Origin of the sequence: Achromobacter sp. ACM03 (genome assembly GCF_014851665.1) — a bacterium.
Taxonomy (GTDB): domain Bacteria; phylum Pseudomonadota; class Gammaproteobacteria; order Burkholderiales; family Burkholderiaceae_B; genus Achromobacter; species Achromobacter aegrifaciens.
This window is the reverse complement of sequence record NZ_JACVAD010000001.1, coordinates 384,065-405,680: the sequence shown is the minus strand read 5'-3', so window position 1 is coordinate 405,680 and position 21,616 is coordinate 384,065. Positions and strand designations below refer to the sequence as shown.

23 protein-coding genes are annotated in these 21,616 nt (G+C 67.4%); 3 read left to right on the top strand and 20 right to left on the bottom strand.

Annotated features, from left to right (window positions below):
* Position 1 precedes the first annotated feature (1 nt).
* From IB257_RS01815 to gabT, 6 genes are all read right to left on the bottom strand, one after another.
* Positions 2 to 877, bottom strand: coding sequence for a branched-chain amino acid ABC transporter permease (locus IB257_RS01815; protein WP_054456757.1), 876 nt, complete (start codon positions 875 to 877; stop codon positions 2 to 4).
* A gap of 27 nt (positions 878 to 904) precedes the next feature.
* Positions 905 to 2,140, bottom strand: a complete 1,236-nt coding sequence (locus IB257_RS01810) for an ABC transporter substrate-binding protein (protein WP_225588714.1) — start codon at positions 2,138 to 2,140, stop codon at positions 905 to 907.
* Between the two features lie 119 nt (positions 2,141 to 2,259).
* The gene (locus IB257_RS01805; protein ID WP_054456755.1) at positions 2,260 to 3,459 is read right to left on the bottom strand and encodes a CaiB/BaiF CoA-transferase family protein; all 1,200 of its coding nucleotides are present in this window, start codon (positions 3,457 to 3,459) and stop codon (positions 2,260 to 2,262) included.
* 29 nt (positions 3,460 to 3,488) lie between these two features.
* On the bottom strand, positions 3,489 to 4,262 hold the full coding sequence (locus tag IB257_RS01800; RefSeq protein WP_192491772.1) for an enoyl-CoA hydratase/isomerase family protein: 774 nt from the start codon (positions 4,260 to 4,262) through the stop codon (positions 3,489 to 3,491).
* The gene (locus IB257_RS01795) at positions 4,259 to 5,239 is read right to left on the bottom strand and encodes an aminopeptidase (protein ID WP_054456753.1); all 981 of its coding nucleotides are present in this window, start codon (positions 5,237 to 5,239) and stop codon (positions 4,259 to 4,261) included. The genes IB257_RS01800 and IB257_RS01795 overlap by 4 nt, the downstream gene beginning before the upstream one ends.
* A 10-nt stretch (positions 5,240 to 5,249) precedes the next feature.
* Positions 5,250 to 6,608 carry a 4-aminobutyrate--2-oxoglutarate transaminase gene (gene gabT / locus IB257_RS01790; RefSeq protein ID WP_054456752.1) on the bottom strand — a complete coding sequence of 453 codons (1,359 nt, stop codon included), beginning with the start codon at positions 6,606 to 6,608 and terminating at the stop codon, positions 5,250 to 5,252.
* 164 nt (positions 6,609 to 6,772) lie between these two features.
* Here gabT and IB257_RS01785 point away from each other — a divergent pair, with 164 nt between their 5' ends.
* Positions 6,773 to 7,471, top strand: coding sequence for a GntR family transcriptional regulator (locus IB257_RS01785; RefSeq protein ID WP_054456751.1), 699 nt, complete (start codon positions 6,773 to 6,775; stop codon positions 7,469 to 7,471).
* A gap of 44 nt (positions 7,472 to 7,515) precedes the next feature.
* Here the strand turns inward: IB257_RS01785 and IB257_RS01780 are convergent, their stop codons facing one another.
* The 5 genes from IB257_RS01780 to mltG all read right to left on the bottom strand — a co-directional run bounded on the left by IB257_RS01780 (position 7,516) and on the right by mltG (position 12,173).
* Entirely contained in the window at positions 7,516 to 8,418 is a 903-nt protein-coding gene (locus tag IB257_RS01780; protein WP_175213251.1) for an ankyrin repeat domain-containing protein, read from the bottom strand.
* A gap of 38 nt (positions 8,419 to 8,456) precedes the next feature.
* Complete coding sequence (locus IB257_RS01775) at positions 8,457 to 9,227, bottom strand: TatD family hydrolase (protein WP_054456749.1); 771 nt, start codon at positions 9,225 to 9,227, stop codon at positions 8,457 to 8,459.
* Positions 9,228 to 9,295: 68 nt separating this feature from the next.
* Positions 9,296 to 10,387, bottom strand: a complete 1,092-nt coding sequence (gene holB / locus IB257_RS01770) for a DNA polymerase III subunit delta' (protein WP_054456748.1) — start codon at positions 10,385 to 10,387, stop codon at positions 9,296 to 9,298.
* Positions 10,384 to 11,007, bottom strand: a complete 624-nt coding sequence (tmk, locus tag IB257_RS01765; RefSeq protein ID WP_054456747.1) for a dTMP kinase — start codon at positions 11,005 to 11,007, stop codon at positions 10,384 to 10,386. The genes holB and tmk overlap by 4 nt, the downstream gene beginning before the upstream one ends.
* Positions 11,004 to 12,173, bottom strand: a complete 1,170-nt coding sequence (gene mltG / locus IB257_RS01760; protein ID WP_054456746.1) for an endolytic transglycosylase MltG — start codon at positions 12,171 to 12,173, stop codon at positions 11,004 to 11,006. Before mltG ends, tmk begins: the two co-directional genes overlap by 4 nt.
* Positions 12,174 to 12,325: 152 nt before the next feature.
* Here mltG and IB257_RS01755 point away from each other — a divergent pair, with 152 nt between their 5' ends.
* On the top strand, positions 12,326 to 13,324 hold the full coding sequence (locus IB257_RS01755; protein ID WP_192491771.1) for a folate-binding protein YgfZ: 999 nt from the start codon (positions 12,326 to 12,328) through the stop codon (positions 13,322 to 13,324).
* Between the two features lie 63 nt (positions 13,325 to 13,387).
* On the opposite strand, the gene IB257_RS01750 is transcribed toward IB257_RS01755, so the two are convergent.
* The 7 genes from IB257_RS01750 to IB257_RS01720 all read right to left on the bottom strand — a co-directional run bounded on the left by IB257_RS01750 (position 13,388) and on the right by IB257_RS01720 (position 18,872).
* Complete coding sequence (locus IB257_RS01750; protein ID WP_054456744.1) at positions 13,388 to 14,077, bottom strand: VIT family protein; 690 nt, start codon at positions 14,075 to 14,077, stop codon at positions 13,388 to 13,390.
* A gap of 73 nt (positions 14,078 to 14,150) precedes the next feature.
* Positions 14,151 to 14,588: a PaaI family thioesterase gene (locus tag IB257_RS01745; protein WP_175213247.1), complete on the bottom strand. Its 438-nt coding sequence runs from the start codon at positions 14,586 to 14,588 to the stop codon at positions 14,151 to 14,153.
* A gap of 1 nt (position 14,589) precedes the next feature.
* Positions 14,590 to 15,480, bottom strand: coding sequence for a 3-hydroxyisobutyrate dehydrogenase (mmsB, locus tag IB257_RS01740; protein ID WP_054456742.1), 891 nt, complete (start codon positions 15,478 to 15,480; stop codon positions 14,590 to 14,592).
* A gap of 100 nt (positions 15,481 to 15,580) precedes the next feature.
* Positions 15,581 to 16,756 carry an enoyl-CoA hydratase/isomerase family protein gene (locus IB257_RS01735; RefSeq protein ID WP_054456741.1) on the bottom strand — a complete coding sequence of 392 codons (1,176 nt, stop codon included), beginning with the start codon at positions 16,754 to 16,756 and terminating at the stop codon, positions 15,581 to 15,583.
* On the bottom strand, positions 16,753 to 17,907 hold the full coding sequence (locus tag IB257_RS01730; RefSeq protein WP_054456740.1) for an acyl-CoA dehydrogenase family protein: 1,155 nt from the start codon (positions 17,905 to 17,907) through the stop codon (positions 16,753 to 16,755). Before IB257_RS01730 ends, IB257_RS01735 begins: the two co-directional genes overlap by 4 nt.
* Positions 17,908 to 18,103: 196 nt before the next feature.
* A complete protein-coding gene (locus tag IB257_RS01725; protein WP_054456739.1) occupies positions 18,104 to 18,448 on the bottom strand; it encodes an RnfH family protein in 345 nt (114 codons plus the stop codon).
* A complete protein-coding gene (locus tag IB257_RS01720; protein ID WP_042793335.1) occupies positions 18,438 to 18,872 on the bottom strand; it encodes a type II toxin-antitoxin system RatA family toxin in 435 nt (144 codons plus the stop codon). Before IB257_RS01720 ends, IB257_RS01725 begins: the two co-directional genes overlap by 11 nt.
* A 104-nt stretch (positions 18,873 to 18,976) precedes the next feature.
* Between IB257_RS01720 and smpB the strand changes: the two genes are divergently transcribed.
* Positions 18,977 to 19,450, top strand: coding sequence for an SsrA-binding protein SmpB (smpB, locus tag IB257_RS01715; protein ID WP_054456738.1), 474 nt, complete (start codon positions 18,977 to 18,979; stop codon positions 19,448 to 19,450).
* Here smpB and IB257_RS01710 read toward each other — a convergent pair whose 3' ends face one another.
* Both IB257_RS01710 and IB257_RS01705 read right to left on the bottom strand, forming a co-directional pair.
* Positions 19,451 to 20,638, bottom strand: coding sequence for a GGDEF domain-containing protein (locus IB257_RS01710; protein ID WP_192491770.1), 1,188 nt, complete (start codon positions 20,636 to 20,638; stop codon positions 19,451 to 19,453).
* Positions 20,639 to 20,663: 25 nt separating this feature from the next.
* Positions 20,664 to 21,590, bottom strand: a complete 927-nt coding sequence (locus IB257_RS01705; RefSeq protein ID WP_054456873.1) for an SPFH domain-containing protein — start codon at positions 21,588 to 21,590, stop codon at positions 20,664 to 20,666.
* Between the last annotated feature and the right edge of the window lie 26 nt (positions 21,591 to 21,616).

Sequence of the window (21,616 nt, the reverse complement as noted above, 5' to 3'; positions counted from 1 at the left end):
TTCACCTCGCCGCCATCGGACGGCCGAAGATGCCCTGGGGACGCAGCAGCAGCACGCACAGCAGCACCGCGAAGGCGAACACGATCTTGTAGGCAGGTCCCACCACGAGGCTGGCGATTTCCTGCGCAATGCTGAACACCATGATCCCGACGATGGCGCCCACCGGATTGCCGATGCCGCCCAGGATCACGGCCGCGAACATGGGCATCAACAGTTCCCAGCCCAGTTCGGGGATCACCACTGCCTTGATGCCCAGCAGCACGCCGCCCAGCCCGCAATAGGCGCCCGCGATGCTCCACAGCGTGATCATCACGCGCCGTCCGCGTATGCCGCTGGCCGCGGCCAGCTCCGGGTTGTCGGCCACCGCCCGCATGCGCCGCCCGGTGGGCGTCATGTGCATCAGCGCGAACACCAGCGCCAGCGCCGCCACCGCCGTGCCGACGATGTAGAGATCGGTAGGCAAAATGCGCACGCCGCCGAAATTCCAGGCGCGCGTAAGCGGCAGGTCGAAGGTGTACTGGTCCTGCCCGGCGAAGAAGGTGATCGTGCTGCGCAGCGCGAACGCCACGCCGATGGACGCGATCAGGCGCGACACGTTGGAGCGCGACTCCAGCGGCCGGAACACCCAGGCATAGAAGAACAGGCTGACCAGGGTGGTGCCGGCGACGGCGGCCAGGCCGCCCGCCAGCATCGAGCCGCCGGCCAGCGCCTGCGTGAAGACGGCGGCGTAGGCGCCCAACGTCATGTAGTCGCCGCTGGCGGCATTGGGAAAGCGGGCGATGCCGAACACCAGCGTGATCGCCAGTGCCGGCAAGGCCAGCAGCATCCCGATCACAACGCCGTTGATCCCGGCGTTGATGACGGTGATTGCATCCATACTTGTGTTCCCCTAGTGTTTTTATCGTCAGACTTTGCCGGCGATGACTTCATTGAGCACCAGCTTGCCGTCGCGGATGTCGAAGACGCCAAAGTCCGGCACGGTCTCGCCCTGTTTGCCGAAGTCCAGGCGCGAGGATGCGCCGTCGTAGTCCACCGGCTTGCCTGCGCGCAGCAGCGCCTGGCCTTGCGCAAAGCCGCTGACCTTTTCACCGCCGCCCTGCGCGGTCACGGCGCGGATCTTGCCGTTGATGGCGGCCACGTCCGCGGTGGCCCCCGCCGCCTCGATCGCCAGCGCCAGCGTGATCACCATGTCGTAGGACTGCGAAGCAAAGATGTCCGGCTCGCGCTTGGTGCGCTTGCGGAATTCGGCGGCGAAGGTCTTGTACGCCTGGTGCTCGTGGGCCGCGACGTTGGAGATCGAGATGATGCCCTCGGTGGCTTCCTTGCCCAGCGCCTTCACCAGGTCTTCGTTGGCGGTCCAGCCGGGCATGATGAACTTGCAGTCCTGGCCGGTCTGGAACCACTCCTTCAGGATGATGGTGGCGTCGGGCCGGTAGGCGCTCAGCGAGATCACGTCGGGCTTGGAGGCCAGCACCTTGGTCAGCTCGGTGCGGTAGGTGGTCTGGTTGGGTTCGTAGATGGTGAAGGCGCTGACCTTGCCGCCCTTCTCCTGCCAGGCATCACGAAAGTAGTTGGCCTGCCCCACGAAGGTGGAGTTATTGAAAGCCATGACCGCCGGCCGCTTGAAGCCGCGCTGGCGCGCCACTTCCGCAAAGGCGCGGCCGAACACGGCGTTGGACGCCTGGAACATCCAGGCCAGCCCCTGCTTGTTCTCGGTCAGCATTTCCGGCGCGCCGCAGGTGTTCATGGTGATGAGGCCCGCGGCATTGGTGATGGGCATGGCGGCCAGGCCCACCGACGACGGCCAAATGCCCACCACCGCCTCGACCTTGTTGATCTCGATCAGCTTCTTCACGGCCAGCACGGCGGCGTCGGGCTTGGTCTGGTCGTCTTCGGCGTAGAGCTGGATCTTGCGGCCGGCAGCGCCGCCGGCGGCGTTGACCTCGTCGATGGCGATCTTGATGGCTTCCAGCATGGCCGGCCCGTAGGGGCCGCCGACGCCGGTGATGGAATTGAGCGCCCCCAGGCGGAACGGCTGGGCCGACTGCGCCCGGACCAGGGAGGGCGCGGCGGCGCAGGCGGCCAGCGCGGCGCTGGCCGCGATAAAGCCGCGGCGGGAGAGATGGATGGGCTGTGTCATGAAGGTTCCTTGCGGCGTGAACATCTTTGTTCAACTTCGAATAGCCGCCGGCGTCAGCAACGCCGGCGTCCCCTTGTAGCTTGGATGCGACTTCGATACTGCCTGCTGCGGTTTGCCTGCTACGCGATGACTCCTCGGGCGCGCATGCCTGCAATTCTGTCTTCCGCCACGCCAAAGCGGCGCAGCACCTCGTCGGTGTGCTGGCCCATCAGCGGCGCCGCCGTGCGCAAGGCGCCTGGCGTTTTGGAAAACTTGGTCGGAATGCCGATGGTCTTCATCTTGCCCAGCGCGGGATGGTCCAGTTCCTGCACCATGCCGCGCGCCAGGTAATGCGGGTCCTGCATGGCCTGGCCGAAATCGTTGATCGGACCGCAGGGCACGGACGCCCGTTCGCAGCGCTCGATCCATTCGGCCGCATCGGCGCGCGCAAACTCCGCTTCCAATATGGGTTCCAGCTCGGCAATGTGGGTCAGCCGGTCGGAGTTGGTGATGAAGCGCGGATCGGTGATCAGTTCAGGCCGTTCCAGCACATCCGCGCACAGGCGTTCCCAGGTGCGCTGGTTGGCCGCGCCTATCATGATGTAGCCCTGGCGCGTGTTGAACGCCTGATATGGCGCCGACACGCGGTGCCGGCTGCCGGTGCCTTCCGGCACCGTGCCGTCGGCAAAATAGGCGGCGGCTTCCCAGACGAACCAGGGCAGTCCGCACTCGGCCAGCGCGATGTCGATGTGCTGGCCCTCGCCCGTCTTCATCTGGTGGATGCAGGCGGCCAGGATGGCGTAGACCGCGGTCAGTCCCGCCCCCACGTCATAGATGGCGATGCCCGACTTCAGGGGCCGCCCGCCGGGTTCGCCCGTCATGCTCATGATGCCGCTCATGCCCTGGGCCACCAGGTCGAAGCCGCCCTTGCCCGCGTAGGGTCCGGAATGGCCGTAGCCGGAGATGGAGCAATACACCAGGCGCGGATTGATGCGCGACAGCGTTTCGTAGTCCACGCCCAGCGACTTGGTCACGCCCACGCGGTAGTTCTCCACCACCACGTCGGCCCAGCGCGCCAGCTCGTACAGCACCTCGCGGGCCTCGGGGTCCTTCAGGTTCAGCGCCACGCCCTGCTTGTTGCGGTTGATCTGGGCGAAACAGGTGGATTCGCCGTTCACATAGGGGCCCATTTCACGGGAGTCGTCGCCGGCGCCGGTCTTCTCGACCTTGATGACCTCGGCGCCCAGATCGGCCAGCACCATGGTGCAATACGGCCCGGCCATGATCTGCGAAAGATCCAGGATCTTGATGCCGGCAAGGGGGGATGCAGCTTGAGTCATATGCGGTCCGTCTTGGGTCGGTGGCCGGATCAGCGGCCGATGAATTCAGGAATGCGCTTGGCGGCGAAGGCTTCGCGGCCGCGCCGGTAGTCCTCGGTGCCGAAGCATTCGTAGGCTTCGCTGCGTTCGTCCGGAGTCAATGCGCGTCCTTCGCGCAGCTGGCTCACGAAGCGCTTGTGCCAGCGGTTGACCAGCGGCGCCGCCGCGGCGATGCGGCGGGCGGTCGCGTAGGTCTGTTCCGCCACGCGTTCGTCATCCACCACGCGGGTCAGCAGCCCCTTGGACATGGCTTCTTCGGCGCCGAAGATGTTTCCTTCCAGCAGGATTTCCAGCACGCGCGCAGCGCCCACCACGCGGATCAGGTCGGCCAGTTCCTGGTGGTCCACGGTCAGGCCGATGCGATTCACCGGGATGCCGTAGCGGCTGTTGCGCCCGCCGATGCGGATGTCGCACAGGGCGGCCAGCTCCAGCCCGCCGCCCACGCACACGCCTTCGATGCAGGCCACGGTGGGGTGGCGCAGGTGCTTGAGCGTGTCGGTCATGGACAGGGTGAAGAGCGCGTACTCGGCCGCCTGCGCGGCGCCGTCGCGGTCTTCCTCGAAGCCGCCGATGTCGCTGCCGGCGCAGAAAGCGCCGCCCGCGCCGCGCAGCACCACGCAGCGCACGGCGTCGTCGGCGTCGAGCTCGCGCATGACCCGGCCGAATTCCCGGTACATGTCCAGCGTGAACGCGTTGCGCTTTTCCGGGCGGTTCATCAGCACGGTGGCCACGCCGTCGGCGTCGCGGCTCAGGTCTATGCTCATGCCGCGTCCTCCAGGCGCAGCTCGGTGCCCTTGAGCACCACCCTGCCGTCCAGTTCCAGCGTGGCGTCGGTGACGATGGTGTCGTAGTGCGCCGCCGCCTTGACGGTGCCGCCGATATAAGCGCTGGTGCCCAGCGCCAGCTGGATCGAGCCGTAGACCGATTCGTCGGACAGCATGGTGCCGTCCAGTTGGCAACGCGGATTCATGCCCACGCCCAGCTCGCCCAGGTTGTAGACCAGCGGATCGTTGAAGCTGGCCAGCAGATCGCGGAACTGGCGCGCCACCGCGCCGCCCTCGATCGCCACCGCCATGCCCTTTTCCATATGGATGCGCACGGGTTCGTCGCGGATCAGCGAGACGCCGGGGATGCTGGCGTTGACCACGATCACGCCTTCGGCCGTGCCTTCCACGGGCGCCAGGCTGGACTCCAGGCAATAGCCCGCCGAAATGTCGGTGGTGTTGGCAAAGCCGTGCAGCGCGCGGCCGCGGCGGCCGGCGATGCTCATGGTCACGTCGGTGCCGAGTTCGCTGGTGACGCGGGCGGTGTCGGCGCGGGTCAGCGCGTCGGCCAGCCCCTGGATCTGCGGGCGCAACGCATCGAAATCGCAGTCCCAGCCTTCGGCCAGAAAGAAATCGGGCAGGTGTGATTCGGGCAGCACGATCACGCCGACCCCGGCGCGCGTGGCCTGCTGGCGCGCATCGGTGTGCGCGGCATTGGCGCGGGTCAGCGCGATGACCAGGTCGGCCGCCTGCATGGCCTGGGCCACCACCGGCGACAACTGCCGGCCGTGGCGCGCGGAGCCGGCGATCTGCAGCAGATGCAGGCCGGCGCCCGCCTCGTCCACCGCAATGGCCAGGGGCTCCACGTTATGGTGGGTATGCAGGTCATACAGCACCAGCACTTCCATGCCCGGCTTGGCCGCGCCCAGCTGGCTGACCACCTTGCGCGCGTTCTTCAGTTTCAACAATGTATGCATGGCGCGCTCCTCAAGCCGCTTGCGACGCGCGGGCGTCGGCGATGCGCTGGGCGTCGGCCACCGCGCGTCCGAGGATGTCCAGGCCGCGGGCCAGTTCCTCGTCGGTAATGGAAAGCGGCGCCAGGAAGCGGATCACGTTGCCGTAAAAGCCCGCCTTCACCAGCACCAGCCCGCCCTGGTAGGCGGCCTGCACGATGTGGGCCGCCAGATCGCCAGCGGGACTGTCGTCGCCCGCGCCGCGCACGACTTCGAACGCCACCATGGCGCCCAGGCCGCGCACGTCGCCGACGATGCCGTACTGGCCGGCCCAGTCCGCAAAGCGTGTGCGCACCCGGCCGCCCAGGTCGCTGGCTCGCGCCGCGTAGTCTTCGCGCCGCATGACGGCAATGGTGGCGAGCGCCGCGGCGCACGCCAGCGGGTTGCCGCCATAGGTGCCGCCCAGGCCTCCCACGGCGGGCGCGTCCATCAGGTCGGCGCGCCCCACCAGCGCCGCTATCGGCAGCCCCCCGCCCATGGACTTGGCCAGGGTGTAAAGGTCGGCCTCGATGCCGGCATGCTGGGTGGCGAACCATTCACCGGTGCGGCAGAAACCAGACTGGATCTCGTCGGCGATCAGCACGATGCCGTGTTGGGTGCAGTAGGCGCGCAGCGCCTGCAGGAAGGCGGGCGGCGCGGCATGGAAGCCGCCCTCGCCCTGCACCGGCTCGATGATCACCGCGGCGACCTGCTCCGGCGTGACCTCGGTTTCGACCAGGCGGCGGAATTCATTGAAGGCGGCCTCGGCGCATTCGGCTTCGGTCAGCCCCGAGCGGTAGCGCACCGGGAACGGCGCGCGATAGACCTCGGATGCGAAGGGACCGAAGCCGGTCTTGTAGGCGGGCGCCTTGGCGGTCAGGGACAGCGCCATGTAGGTGCGGCCATGGAAGGCGTTCTCGAAGGCCACCACCGCCTGCCGGCCGGTGGCGCGGCGCGCCACCTTGATGGCGTTTTCGACGGCCTCGGCGCCAGTCGTCTGCAGCATGGCCTTCTTGGGCCAGGATCCCGGGACCAGGCCGACCAGCGTCTCGGCCAGCTCGATGTATTCCGGATACATGACGATGTTGAAGCAGGTGTGCAGGTAGCGCGCCGCCTGCGCCTGGACGGCGGCCACCACCTCGGGGTGCGCATGTCCCACGTTCAGGGTGCCGATGCCGCCGGCGAAATCGATGTACGCGTTGCCGTCCAGGTCGGTCAGCGTGGCGCCGCGGGCAGCGGCCGCGAACACCGGAGGGCCATTGGCCACGCCCAGCGCGACCGCGGCATTGCGCCGGGCCAGATACGCCTGGCACTGCGGGCCGGGAAGTTGAGGGGACTGCGCGGCGTCTTTCATTGCCCAGGGCTCCTTGGATGAGTGGGTACGGCGACGAAGTGAAGCCACTATATTCTTGTGCGTTTTATTGTGTCAATGCTGATTTACAACTACGCATTCTAAATTGTGCACAATCTTGCGTTCAAATTGTGATATGCTTTGCCCCACTCAACCCAGGTGCCTACATGCCCACTAAACGCGCGACTGCCTCTGCTGACGCCGCCGCCCCCGAAACACGCAAGGCGGCCTCCACCCACGAAGTCATACTGGATATGCGGGAACGCATTGCGTCGCAGGCCTTGCTGCCCGGCACCCGCGTGCCGGAAGAAGACCTGGCGCAGGCCTATGACATCCCGCGCGCCAAGGCGCGCGAAGTGCTGGCGACGCTGGAAGACCGCGCGCTGGTGGAACGGGTGCCCAACAAGGGCGCCGTGGTGGCCCTGGTCGACATGGAAACCACTTATCGCCTGTATCAGGTGCGCGAAGCCCTGGATGGACTGGCGGTGCGGCTGGCCATGGCCAACGCCACGCCCGCCGACTGGGAAGCGATGCAGGCCCTGCTGGGCGAGCCCTTCGAACAAAGCCTGAAAAGCGGCGACATCGAGGCGCACGTGGCCACGATCGAGCAGTTCCGCAACCACATCAAGGAACTGGCGCGCAATCCGGTGCTGAGCGACATGATCGAGCGCATCTACGACCGCACCCGCGTGTCGATGCGCCGCGTGGCCCTGCTGCCGGGCCGCTCAGAGATGGGGATCAAGCAATACCGCGCCCTGCTGGACGCCATGGTGCGCGGCGACGGCGACGAGGCCGAGCGCTGCGTGCGCGAATTGAACGGCAGCGCCCGCGACTACATCGAGCGCTACAAGAACTACGTGATCTGAATCGGGCCGGCCCCTTGCGGGCCGGCCTTGGGCAAGCCCGCGCCTCAGGGCGCGGCGGGCTCGTCGTAGTTATTGAGCTTCACGCCCGAAACGCCCTGGACCGCGGAAGACGCGGCCGGGGCTTTCTTTTCTGCGGCGGGAGCCTGCGCGGCTGCCGCGCCCTGCTCCGCACTGGCCGGCGCGCCCGCTGCCGCGCCCGTTGTCGTCCCCGCCGCCTCGGCGCCTTCTTCGGCCGGCCGCGCCGCCCGCAGCTTGCGGCGGGTTTCTTCTTGTTGCGCGATCAGCTTGTCCAGTTCCGCCGCCACTGCCGTGGACTTGCCCGTCCTGGCCCAATCGGCCGGGGTCTGGCCCTTGGTATCGCGCGACCCCACGTCCGCCCCCGCCTTGAGCAACAGGTCCACCATGGGCTTGCGGCCCGACAGTGCCGCCATCATCAGCGGCGTTTCGCCATTGGGCGCGGGCGCGTTGACCATGGCCTTGTGCGCCAGCAGCAGGCGCGCCATTTCCAGCTGGCCCTTCGAGGCCGCGTAATGCAGCGGCGTCCAGCCCAGGCGGTTGACCTGGGCGCCGCGCGCGATCAGCTTCTTGGCGCGTTCGGTCTGGCCGGCGATGGCCAGGTACATCAGCGGCGTCTCGCCCGCCGGGTTCTCGGCGTTGACGTCGGTGCGCTTGTCGGCGGCGATTACGTCGAACACCTTCCAGGCGCCGTCCACCACCGCGCGCATCAGCGCGGGCTGGCCATTCTTGTAGCGCACGTTGGGATCTTCGCCGCGCGCCAGCAGTTCCTTGATGTCGTCCGGGTAGTCATTGGCGACGTAGACCCACCAATCGCCGGGATTGGCGGCCTGCGCCGCAGCGGGAACCGCCATGCCCACGGCCAGCGCCAGCAGCGCTCCACGGCAACACGACAAGAAGGCGTTCTGGACGGAAGCGTTGCGGGCAGCCATGGATTTCCTATAAATCACTTTAAATAAATTAGATTAGATTATTTCTTTATCTTGTTGAAAAGACGGAAGAAATTTTCGGTTGATGCACGCGCCACTTCGGCCACGGGTATGCCCCTGAGATCCGCGATCTTCTCGGCCACGTGGATCACCTTGGACGGATCGTTCAGCTTGCCGCGGTACGGCACCGGCGCCAGATACGGCGAATCGGTTTCGATCAGCAAGCGGTCCAGCGGCACCTTGGCGGCCACTTCATGCACGATCTGCGCATTCTTGAAGGTCACGATGCCGGACAGGGAAATATAGAAGTTCTGGTCCAGCGCAGCCTGTGCCACTTCCCAATTTTCGGTAAAGCAATGCATCACGCCGCCGACCTCGGCCGCGCGCTCTTCCCGCAGCATGCGCACGGTGTCCTCGGCGGACGAGCGCGTGTGCACGATCAGGGGCAGGCCCGTGTCGCGGGCGGCACGAATGTGGCGGCGAAAACGCTCGCGCTGCCAGTCCAGCGGTTCGGACAGACGGTAGTAGTCCAGCCCGGTCTCGCCGATGGCCACCACCTTGGGATGCTCGGACAGGCGCGCCAGCTCTTCGGGCGTGGGGTCCGGAGTGTCTTCGTAATCGGGATGCACGCCGACCGAGGCCCACAGATTGGCCTGCGGTTCGACCAGCGACATCAGGCCCGGCCATTCCGGCATGTTGACGCTGACGACCAGCGCGTGGGTGACCTGGTTGGCGGCCATCCGGTCAAGAATGGCCGGCAGGTCGGCCGCCAGTTCCGGGAAGTTCAAATGGCAGTGGGAATCGACGTACATGATGAGTCTGGATACAAGTGCCGCGGCGCTGCGCCCTTTGCCGGACGAAGCGCCGCCGGATCAAGGGCTTACGCCAGGCAGGATAGCACCACGCGCTGCAGGGTCGCGTGGGCGAAGAGCTTGGCGTTCAAAGGATGGGTGGCCAGCGCGCGCTGGCGCGTCAGCCAGCGCGCGGCCTCGGCGACCTTGGCCGGATTCATGCGCGCGGCAACCTGCGCGACCGCGCTGCCCAGGGCCGGGAAGTAGCGCGACGGCGCCCCCGCGCTGGCCAGCATCAGGTCGGTGTACAGGCGCTGCAAGGCGTCGATCCACTCAGTGGCCGCCACCTTTTCCAGGGCCTCGGCCAGCGTGCCCACGTCGGGCGACTGGCCCTTGGACAGCGGCCCGACCAGCTGGGTCAGCCAGGGCGGACAAGCGGCCTCGTTAGACTGGGCAAGCCTCAACGCCGCCAGCGGCGCGCCGCCGGCGGCCGCCAGCCATTCGCGGGCCGGTTCCACGTTTTGCTCGCGCAACCATTGCAGCGCGGTGTCCGGGTCGGGCGCCGGCAGCGGCAGGCGGCGACAGCGCGACACCAGCGTGGGCAAAAGGCGGTCCGGCGCGTCCGCGACCAGCAGGAACACCGTGTGCGGCGGCGGTTCTTCCAGCACCTTGAGCAAGGCGTTGGACGACACCACGTTCAGCGCATGGGCCGGGTACAGCAGCGCCACGCGCCAGCCGCCGCGGTGCGTGGCGGTGTTGAACCAGGACTCCAGGGAGCGGATCTGGTCTATGCGTATTTCCTTGGACGGCGCGCGCTTGGCTGCGCCCGTGGCAGGTTCGGCGTCCTCAGAGGGCTCGGCGGCGTCCGCCCCCTCTTCCACCGCCACGGCTTCGGGCCGGATGCGGCGCAAGTCGGGATGATTGCCGCTGGCGAACCAGGCACAGGCGGCGCAACGGCCGCAGGCCAGGCCGTTGTCCGGGGTTTCGCACAGCAGGCTGGCCGCCGCGGCGACCGCGAAGTCCAGCTTGCCGATGCCGGCCAACCCATGGATCAGCCAGGCGTGGGCGAAGCGGTCGCGGTTGCCCAGCCAGTTGCGCGCCGTCTCGGCCTGCCAGGGCAGGAACTGCGGCGCGTTGGAAGCCGTGGCGTCCTCATCTTTGGCGGCGCGGGTCGCGTTCATGCCGCCTGCCCCAGCAATTCACGCAGTCCCGCCTCCAGGCCGGTGCGGATCTGGGCAATGGATTGGGTGGAATCGACAATGCGGATGCGCTTCGGATCAGCCTCGGCGCGGGCGTGGTAGGCCTCGCGGGTGCGTTCGAAAAAGGCCGCGCCCTCGCGCTCGAAGCGGTCCGGCTCGCGCGCGTCGGCCAACCGGGCGCGCGCCACTTCCAGCGGCACGTCGAAGAGCCAGGTGCGGTCGGGCTGGCCCGCCTGCATCCAGGCTTCCAGCGCGGCCACGCGCGCCGCGCCCAGGCCGCGCCCGCCGCCCTGGTAGGCATAGGTGGCATCGGTGTAGCGGTCGCAGACCACCCAGGCGCCGCGCGCCAGCGCGGGTTCGATGACCTGGTGCAGATGTTCGCAGCGTGCGGCGAACATCAGGAGCGTCTCGGTGTCCAGCCCCATGGGGTCGGTCAGCAGCAAGGCGCGCAACTTCTCGCCCAAGGGCGTGCCGCCGGGTTCGCGGGTGGACACCACGTCCAGCCCCTGCGCGCGCAGGAAATCGGCGATCCAGACGGTGTGCGTGCTCTTGCCCGCGCCGTCCACGCCTTCCAGCGTGATAAAGCGTCCGCGCGTGGTCATTGGTCTTGTCCTTGTACTTGTGCCTGTCCCTGATCCGGCTCGGGCGCGGCGTCCGGCGCCGGGCTGGCGCTGGGCGCGGCTGCGGGCGTGCCGTTGGCCTGGTTGCCAGTCGCTGCGCCGCGGCTCGAAGCCGGGCCGGGCGCGGCATTCTGGCTTTGGCCCTGGCCCAGGATATAGCGGGAAACGTTGCGGTTGTGCTCGTTCAGGTTGACCGAGAACTCGCTGGTGCCGTTGCCGCGGGAAACGAAAAAGAGGAACTTGTGCTGCTCCGGCTGCACCGCGGCCAACAGCGCCGCGCGGCCAGGCGCCGCGATCGGCGTGGGCGGCAGGCCCGGACGCGTATAGGTGTTCCAGGGCGTGTCGGTCTGCAGGTCGCGCTTGCGGATGCGCCCCTGGTAGGCGTCGCCCATGCCGTAGATCACGGTGGGATCGGTCTGCAGCAGCATGCCGATCTTGAGCCGGTTGGTGAATACGCCGGCCACGCGGCGGCGATCCGGCCCATGGCCGGTTTCCTTTTCAACGATCGATGCGAGCACCAGGGCCTCGTAGGGCGTGGTCACCGGCAGGTCCGGCTGGCGCTTGGCCCAGGTGTCCTGCAGGATGCGCTGGCCTTCCTGGTAGGCGCGGCGCAGCAGGTCGTAATCGGTGCTGCCGGGCGTGAAGATATAGGTGTCCGGGAAGAACAGCCCTTCCGGCTGCTTGATTTCCGAGCCCAGGCGTTCCATCAGTTCTTCATCGGTGGTTTCGCCCAGCGTCTGCTTGACGTCGGGATTCGCGCGCAGCGCCTGGCGGATCTGGCGGTAGGTCCAGCCCTCCAGGAAGGTGATCTGCCGCTGCGTCATGTCGCCGCGCGCCAGGCGTTCCAGCAACTTCCAGGGCGAGTCGCCGTTGATGGCCTGGTAGCCGCCCGCCTTCATCTGCTTGTCGAGCTCGGACAAGCGCGCCATCCAGATGAAGCCAGGCTCCCAGACCGGCACGCCGGCATCGTTGAGCACCCGCGCCACCGTGCGCGGGCTGCTGCCCGGATCCACCACGAAATCTATCCTGTCGGCCTTCAGCTGCATGGGCTTGTGCGCCCAATACCAGGCGCCGCCCACGGCTGCGGCGGCAGCCAGCGCGATCAACAGGAAAAACCACAGGACGAAAAAAAAGAGTCGCTTCTTCATAAGTGTCGGAAGTTTAATTGATCGCGCGGACCTGTTGCGGCTAAAGAGGGGCGGAACGTAGCGCGCGGCCCTGCGCGCCGCGGGGACATGGCCCAGCCCTGAGGGGAACACGGCTATCATCAGCACTTTGATGACGCGATAACACCGCCTCCATGCACGCTTTCCATTCTTCGATTCCCGCCCGCGCGGAAGGTTGCGCGCAAATTGCGCCGCTGGACGACTTCCTGGTCTTTTCCGCATCCGGCGCGGACGCCCTCGGCTTCCTGCACGGCCAGCTCACGCAGGACGTCACCGGCCTGCCCCGGGACGCCGCCCGCCTGGCCGGCTACTGCACCGCCAAGGGCCGCCTGCTGGCCACCCTGGTGATGTGGCGCGCCGCCCCCGGCGCGGACGACGCGCCCCAGCTCTATGGCTTGGTGCGCCAGGATCTGGCGCAGGCGCTGCTCAAGCGCCTGTCTATGTTCGTGCTGCGCGCCAAGGCCAAGCTCGCCGCCACGCCGCTGCATGTGGCGGGCGTGACGGCTTCGGCCACGGACGTGGCCGCGCTGGAAGCCGCCGCCGGCGCGCTGCCGCGCGAACCCTGGCAGCGCGCCGACCTGCCGTCCGGCACCTGGATCGCCGCGCCGTCCGCCGACGCGCGCCTGCGCTGGTGGTGGATCGCGTCCGACGAACAACTGGAACAGTCCGCCGCGCTGGCAGGCGCGCTAGGCCTGGCGCCGGCCGCGCAATGGCACGCCGCCGACCTGGCCGCAGGCATCCCGTGGATCACTGCGGCCACGCAGGACGTCTTCATCCCGCAAACGGTCAATCTGGACCTGATCCAGGGCGTCAGTTTCACCAAAGGTTGTTATCCGGGCCAGGAAGTGGTGGCGCGCAGCCACTACCGCGGCACGGTCAAGCGGCGCATGGCATACGGCACCATTGCCGACGCCGCAATCCAAGGCCAGGCGCTGGCCGGCATGGATGTCTATGACGCCAGCCAGCCCGGCGAACCCACCGGACGGATCGTGGACGCGGCCAGCGCGCAAGGCGCTGTCTCGGTGCTATTTGAAACCACGCTGGCGGCCTTGCCGGAAGGCGACCTGCGGCTGGGAGCCGCGGACGGTCCGCGCATTGCGGCCGCTGCGCTGCCCTACTCCATCACGCCGTAAACCAAAGGCCGCCGCGCCTGAGCCGGCGCGGTTGCGCCGGGCCGGACGCTCCCAAGCCGGCCCTTACACCGCCACGCCGAACAGCGCGCCCACCCCCGCCGTCACCGCCATCGCCAGGCCGCCCAGGATCGTCACCCGCAACGCGGCCGGCCCCTTGGGCGCGCCGCCTGCGCCCGCAGCCAGAGCGCCCAGGCCGGCCAGACAGGCGACCGATGCGCCGATGACCCACACAATCAATTGCGGCAAAGGCGCTGTCGCCGCCACGGCCAGCGGCAAGGCCGCGCCGCCCGCAAACGAGGCCGCGGACGCCACCGCGGCCTGCACCGGACGGGCGCGGTTATGGATGGAGATACCCAGCTCGTCGCGGGCATGCGCGTCCAGCGCATCGTGGCTGGTCAATTGCCGCGCCACCTGCTCGGCCAGGTCGCGGGTCAGGCCGCGCGCCACATAGATGTCGATCAGTTCGGCCAGTTCCTCGCCGGAATTGCGCTTGAGCGAGCGCTGCTCCATGCGCAGGTCGGCGGCCTCGGTATCGGCCTGCGACCGCACCGACACATATTCGCCCGCCGCCATCGACAGCGCCCCCGCCACCAGTCCGGCCACGCCCGAGGTCAGGATGGCGTCATGCGTGACCTGGGCCGCCGCCACGCCGGTAATAAGGCTGGCGGTGGACACGATCCCGTCGTTGGCGCCCAGGACGGCCGCGCGCAGCCAGTTGCTGCGGAAAATCCGATGATGTTCTTTTGAAGGCATTGCCAGAAACCCATGCGCCGCGCGATGAACGCGTGGCGGGTCCGGCTTGCGCAGGACCCGCCACGCGCGGGATTCAGCGCGGCGTCACGCGCACCGCGGTAAGCAAGCCTATCACGCAAAGCGTGGCTTGCTCGCCGTCGTACGCATGCACCTCGACCTGGCAGACGGACAGGCGCTTGCCCGGCTTGACCACGCGGCCGCTGGCCACGTAGCGGCTACCCTTGGCGGGCGCCAGGAAGTTCATCTTGAACTCCGAGGTCAGCACGTCCTCGCCAGGCCCAAACAGCGTGTAGGCGGCATAGCCGCCGGCGCTGTCGGCGATGGTCGTGGAAATGCCGGCGTGCAGAAAGCCGTTCTGCTGGCACAGGTCGGCTCGGTAAGGCAGCACGATGTCCACCCTGCCCGGCTCGACCACGTCCAGTTGCGCACCCAGCAATGTCATGATGCTTTGCCGGGCGAAGCTCTCCTGGACCCTGGCGGCCGGGTCCAGCGGCGTTTGCGATGACGCCATGTCAGTCCTGCTCGCGCTTGACCAGGTTGACGATGCTGGAGAAGTCCAGCTTGCCCGAACCGCCGGAGCTATGCAGCGAATACAGGTTGCGCGCCAGCTCGCCCAGCGGGATCGAGGCGCGCGCCGACAGGGCGGCCTCGGCCGCCAGGCCCAGGTCCTTGAGCATCAGGTCCACGCCGAAGCCGCCGGCGTAGCCCTTGGAGGCCGGCGCGTGCTCCATCACGCCGGGCCAGGGGTTGTAGAGTTCCGTGGCCCAGTTGCGCCCGGAGCTCTTGGCGATGATGTCCGACAGCACCTTGGGATCCAGCCCGTTGGCCACGCCCAGGGCCAGGGCTTCGGAGGTGCCCGCCATCAGGATGCCCAACAGCATGTTGTTGCAGATCTTGGCCACCTGGCCGGCGCCGGCCGGGCCTGCGTGGAAAATGTTCTTGCCCATTTTTTCCAGCACCGGACGGGCGCGCTCCAGCGCCGCGGCCTGGCCGCCGACGATGAAGGTCAGCGTGCCGGCTGCTGCGCCACCCGTGCCGCCGGACACCGGCGCGTCGATCATGGCGATGCCGCGCACCTCGGCCGCCTGCGCCACCTTACGCGCCGAGTCCGGCGCGATGGTGCTGCATTCGATGACCAGCGCGCTGGACGGGATCTTGCCCAGCAGGTCCTCGCCCAGGTACAGCCCTTCGACGTGCTTGCTGGCGGGCAGCATCGAAACCACCACCTCGGCGCCCTTGACGGCTTCCGAAGCGGACGCGGCGGCGCGGGCGCCGGCGTCCGTCAGGGTCTTCACCGCTGCCGGCACCAGATCGAAAACCGTCACGCTATGTCCGGCCTTGACCAGATTCAATGCCATGGGCGCGCCCATATTGCCCAAACCGATAAACGCGATGCTGCTCATGATGTCTTGTCTCCTGTTGCTATTGCTATAGGTGTGAAACCATCGTGGTACTAGCGTTGCCGCGCCGGCGGGCGGCGGCCGGTCCGCCGCCGCGTGGCGCCTAGCGGCCTTCCTGGCCCAGGTCCGCCAACGGGTGGGGCTCGCCCTCGGGCCAGGGTTCGTCAAAGAATTTCTGCACCCAGGCGTCGGTCGCCATGTCGATGACGGCGGGATTCCAGCGCGGCTTCTTGTCCTTGTCGATCAGCAAGGCGCGGATGCCCTCGGCGAAATCGCCATGGGCGGTGCAGGCCAGCGCCGCGATGTACTCGGCACGGAAAACGTCGTCCAGCGAGCGCAGGCGCAGCCGCTGCTGCAGCGCGAACGACAGGCGCACCGATCCAGGCGAGCCGGCCAGCATCGTCTGCGCCGCGCGCGCCAGCCACGGATCCTCGTGGTCCTTCAGCGCGGCCAGTTCTTCGTAGATGTCGTCCAGGCGATTGCCGCTGCACAGGCTGTTGATCAGGAACGAGTGCTGCCGCAAGTTGCCCGGCGCCAGCGGCGTCTTGGGCTCCAGCGCCGTCAGGGCGCGGCGCAGCAGGCCGTCGTTGATCGCGCGCGGAGGAATGGCATCCTCCGCCGCGCCGGCCGCCTGGCCGGCCCAGGGCTGCTCTTCCAGCGAAGCCAGCAGCTTGGGCCAATCCGCGTGATCCAGGCGGAAGTCCGCCAGGCCCGCGAAGAAAGCGTCCGACGTGCCCAGCTGCGCGCCGGTCAAGGCCAGGAACAGTCCGATCCTGCCTGACATGCGGTTCAGCAGCCAGCTGCCGCCCACGTCCGGAAACAGGCCGATCGTGACCTCCGGCATCGCCAGGCGCGAGGTCTCGCTGACCACGCGGTGGCTGGCGCCCATCATCAGGCCGATGCCGCCGCCCATGACGATGCCATGGCCCCAGCACAGCACCGGCTTGGGATAGGTGTGGATGCGGTAGTCCAGCCGGTACTCGTGCTCGAAGAAGCGGCGCGCGTAGGCGTTGTTCCAGCCCGGCTTGCCGGCGTTTTCCGTCATGCTGCGGTACAGGCCATGCAGGTCTCCGCCCGCGCAGAAGGCCTTGTCGCCCGCACCCTGCAGGACCACCAGGGCCACGCCGGGATCGCGGGCCCAGGCGTCCAGCCGTTCGGCCAGCAGGTCCACCATTTCCAGCGACAGGCCGTTCAGGGTCTGCGGCGAATTCAGCGTCGCGATCCCGAACCGTACTCCATTGGCAGCGGTTTTTTCTTCGAACAGCACCGGTGCATTCATCTTATGTCGGCTCCTTTTTCCAACAATTGGCGGGCGATGATCACGCGCATGATCTCGTTGGTCCCCTCCAGAATCTGATGAACGCGAGTATCGCGCACCAGACGCTCCAAGGGATAGTCCCGCAGGTATCCGTAGCCGCCGTGGATCTGTTGCGCGTCCAGGCAGATCTGGAAACCCATGTCGGTGGCGAAGCGCTTGGCCATGGCGCAGTAGGTCGCCGCGTCCGGCGCCCCCGCATCCAGCTTGCAGGCCGCCAGGCGCACCATCTGGCGCGCCGCCACCAGGTGCGTCGCCATGTCGGCCAGCTTGAATTGCAGCGCCTGGAACTCGGCCAGGCGGCGGTTGAACTGCCGCCGTTCGTCCATGTAGCGCCGGGCGGCATCGAGCGCGCCTTGCGCCGCGCCGACCGAGCAGGTGCCGATGTTGATGCGTCCGCCGTCCAGGCCCTTCATGGCGATCTTGAACCCCTCGCCCTCCTGGCCCAGCATGTTGGCCGCCGGCACGCGCACGTTCTCGAAGGTGATGGGGCGCGTGGACTGGCTGTTCCAGCCCATCTTCTCTTCCTTGCGGCCATAGCCTATGCCCTCGCTGTCGGCCGGAATGGCGAACGCGCTGATGCCGCCCGCGCCCTCGCCGCCGGTGCGCGCCATGACCACCAGCAGGTCTGTGTCGCCGCCGCCCGAAATGAAGGCCTTGGCGCCGTTGACGATGTAGTCATCGCCCTGGCGCTGCGCCCGGGTCGACAGCGATGCGGCGTCCGAACCGGCGCCCGGCTCGGTCAGGCAATAGGACGCCAACTTCTGGCCGCTGGCCAGCAACGGCCCCCAGGCTTCGCGCAGCGCGGGCTGGCCCCACTTGCCGACCATCCAGGTGGCCATGTTGTGGATCGTGAGAAAGGCCGTGGTCGACGGGTCGACCGCCGCCATTTCCTCGAACACCAGGGTGGCATCCAGGCGCGGCAGGCCCAGCCCGCCGATGTCCTCGCTGGCATAGATGGCGCAAAAACCCATTTCGCCCGCACGGGCGAAGGCCTCGCGCGGGAAGATGCCTTCGGCGTCCCAGCGCGCCGCGTTGGGCGCCAGTTCGCCCTCGGCGTAGTCGCGCGCCGCCTGCGCAAAAGCGCGTTGCTCGTCGGTCAGTTCCAAGTCCACAGCCTGTCTCCTGTTGTACTGAGTATTGTCTGTTGGCGTTGCTGCCGTCTCGTGAACGCCAGCTCGTCGATTTTGACATGACGTTGACGTAAACGTAAATGCGTGACGGTGCCTATGTTACGCCGGAAGCGGCAAAGGAATTTGTCCTATTTGCGACATTGTGCGGGGCGGCGCGCGCGCCCCTCGGAGCGCTTCCCTACAGCAGCCCGGCCGGGCGCACCCTGCCGTTCTTGGCCGTCTTGGCGCGGCGGTGTTCGGCGCGGCGGCGCCGCGATTCCTTGGGATCGAAACTCAGGCCGCGGTAGATTTCCACCCGGTCGCCATCGGCCAGCCTGGCCTGCGGCTCGGTGGCGCGTCCGAAAATACCCACGCCCCGGCTCCAGGGCTGCACCACCGGAAAAGCCTGGGCAAAGCCGCTGGCCGCGAGCGCGTCGGCCACCGTGGCGCCGTCGGGCAGGCGCAATTCACGCAGCCAGACATGGCCCGGCAGGGCATAACAGACGCTGACGCCGATCTGCGCCGCGGACGGCTCATTCGCCATACTTGGCCTGCGCGCGCTTGGTGAAGGAATCGATGAAGCTGGTGGCGATGCGGTTGAACACCGGGCCCACCACCATTTCCAGCGCGCGGTTGGAAAACGCGTACTCCATGGTGAACAGGACCTTGCAGGCGTCCTCGGCCAGCGGCTGGAACTCCCAGTGCCCGACCAGGCTGGAGAACGGGCCGTCGACCAGTTCCAGGTCGATCCGGTCGGGATAGGCATGGGTGTTGCGGGTGGTGAAGCGCTGCTTCATGCCCGCGAAGCTGATCAGGATGGAGGCCTGCATGCCGTGCTCGTCGCGGGTCTGCACCTCGGCGCCGCCGCACCAGGGCATGAACTCGGGGTACTTCTCCACGTCGGCGACCAGATCGAACATCTGGGCGGCGCTGTAAGGCACCAGGACGGATCGTTGTACTTTGTGCATCGACTATCGCAAATGGCTAGAATGGCACGATTTTACCGGCACAACACGACCTGGGGCCAAAATACGCCTAGCGCGGGCCCGCGGCACCCAGGCACAAGGGCTTTATGAGCATTATCGACAATCGCAAGGCCACGCACGACTATTTCATCGAAGACCGCTACGAGGCCGGCCTGGTGCTGCAAGGCTGGGAAGTCAAGGCGATCCGCGATGGCCGCGTGCAGCTCAAGGAAAGCTACGTCATCGTGCGCGACGGCGAGCTCTACCTGCTGGGCATGCACGTCAGCCCCCTGCCCACGGCCTCCACCCATATCCACCCCGACGCCATGCGCACGCGCAAGCTGCTGCTCAAGGCCGAGGAAATCAGCAAGCTCATCGGCAAGGTCGAGCAACGCGGCTACACGCTGGTGCCGCTCAACCTGCATTACAAGAACGGGCGCATCAAGCTGGACTTCGCGCTGGGCCGCGGCAAGAAGCTGTTCGACAAGCGCGATACCGCGCGCGAGAAAGACTGGCAGCGCGAGAAAGAGCGCATGATGAAGCACGACACCCGCGCCCCGCGCAAGGGCAAGGACGACTGATCAGGCGGCCTCGGGCAGCGCCTGGCGCTCGGCCTCCTGCCCCGGTCCCGTGATGCGGTTGCGCCCGGCCGACTTGGACGCATACAGCTTGCGGTCGGCCCGCTCGAAAAACGCCTGCAGGCTCTCTCCGGGCATCCAGTCCGCGACTCCGGCGCTGAACGTATAGGAAATGGTGCTGCCGCCGTGCGCACAGGGCGTGCGCCGCACCGAATCCAGCAGCCGCTCCGCCACATCCATCACCGCATCGCTGCGCATGTCCGGAAACAGCACCGCGAACTCCTCGCCGCCGACGCGCCCGACGTGGTCGCCAGTGCGCAGCGTGGCGGTCGCCAGCAGGCCGAAATGGCGCAGCACCGCATCCCCGGCCGCGTGGCCATGGGTATCGTTGATGCGCTTGAAATAGTCGATGTCCAGCAACAGCAGCGTCAGCGGCCGCCGCGTGCGCAGCGCCTGGGCGCAATAGCGCTCGGCCTGCAGCCACCACGCCTTGCGCGACATCAGGCCCGTCAGGAAGTCGGTGCTGGCCTCCTGTTCGCGGTCGGCCAGCATGCGGTCGTGGATGATCATGATCGTGCCCAGGGTCAGGCATGGCATCGTCAGCACGCCCAGCGTCATGAACGCGACGTTCCATGCCGTGGGCAGCAGCAGGGCCTGCGCGATGGCGATGTCGAACATGTAGACGACGGCCCGCGTTGCGCACACCAGCGCGGAGATCAGGGCCACCACGCGCACGAAATGGTAGCTGTAGCGCGACCGGTTCATCGGCATGCCGCGCTTGACCGTCATGGCGATGGCCACCATGAACCCGAACATCAGCCAGGACATGACCACCATGCGCGGCCCGACCTGGGGATCGATATAGGTGTAGTACGCCAGCGCCAGCAGCGCCGTACAGGAAGCCAGCGCCATGAGACGCTTGGGCACGGTCAGGCCGACCAGCCGGCGCAAGCCCGTGTAGTAGGCGCAAAGCGCCAGGGCAACGGCGGTGTTCGCCGCCATCACCGACACCCACAGCGGCGCCTCGGTGACCTGGAAGGCGTAAAGCCCGAAAGCCGCCAGCGTCAGCAGGTTGGCGCGTATCGCCTCCTTGATGCCCGCCATGCCGCTGCGGGCCAGCGACCCCAGCACGCACAGCGCAAGCACTCCCGCCAATGCTGCTATCAAAAGCAAGTTAACGGGAGCGATCATCGTCAGGCGCCGCCAGGCGCGGTTATCAGCTGTTGCGGGTGGACTTCACGATGGTCATGGCGGAGGCGATCATGCCGCCCACGTCCGCCAGGTTCGCCGGCAGGATCAAGGTGTTGCCTTCCTTGGCGACATTGCCGAAGGCCTCGACGTAGCGCTCGGCCACCTTCAGGTTCACCGCTTCCATGCCGCCCGGCTGGCGCACGGAGTCCGCCACCTGGGTGATGGCCTTGGCGGTGGCCTCGGCGATCGCCAGCACCGCGGCGGCCTCGCCCTGGGCCTGGTTGATCTGGGCCTGCTTCTCGCCTTCGGAACGGGCGATGGCGGCTTCGCGCTCGCCGGTGGCGATATTGATCTGTTCCTGGCGGCGGCCTTCCGAGGCCGCGATCAGCGCGCGCTTTTCACGTTCGGCGGTGATCTGCGCCTGCATCGCGCGCAGGATCTCGTTGGGCGGCGTCAAGTCCTTGATCTCGTAGCGCAGCACCTTCACGCCCCAATTCAGCGCCGCCTCGTCCAGCGAAGAGACGATGTTGCTGTTGATGGAGTCGCGCTCTTCGAAGGTGCGGTCCAGTTCCATCTTGCCGATGACCGAACGCAGGGTCGTCTGCGCCAGCTGGGTAATGGCCGAGATGTAGTTCGACGAGCCATACGACGCGCGCATCGGATCGGTCACCTGGAAATACAGCACGCCGTCGACCTGCAGCTGCGTGTTGTCGCGCGTGATGCAGACCTGGCTGGGCACGTCCAGCGGGATTTCCTTGAGCGAGTGCTTGTACGACACGCGCTCGATGAACGGAATGACGAAGCCCGCGCCGGGCGACAGGACCCGGTCGAACTTGCCCAGGCGCTCGACCACCCAGGCGTGCTGCTGAGGCACGATGGCGATCGCCTTGATGACTATCAGTATCGCCAGCGCGACGATGACGAGCAGGACGATGGTGGATGTATCGATCATCATGATTCGGAGCCTCTCCTTCTGGT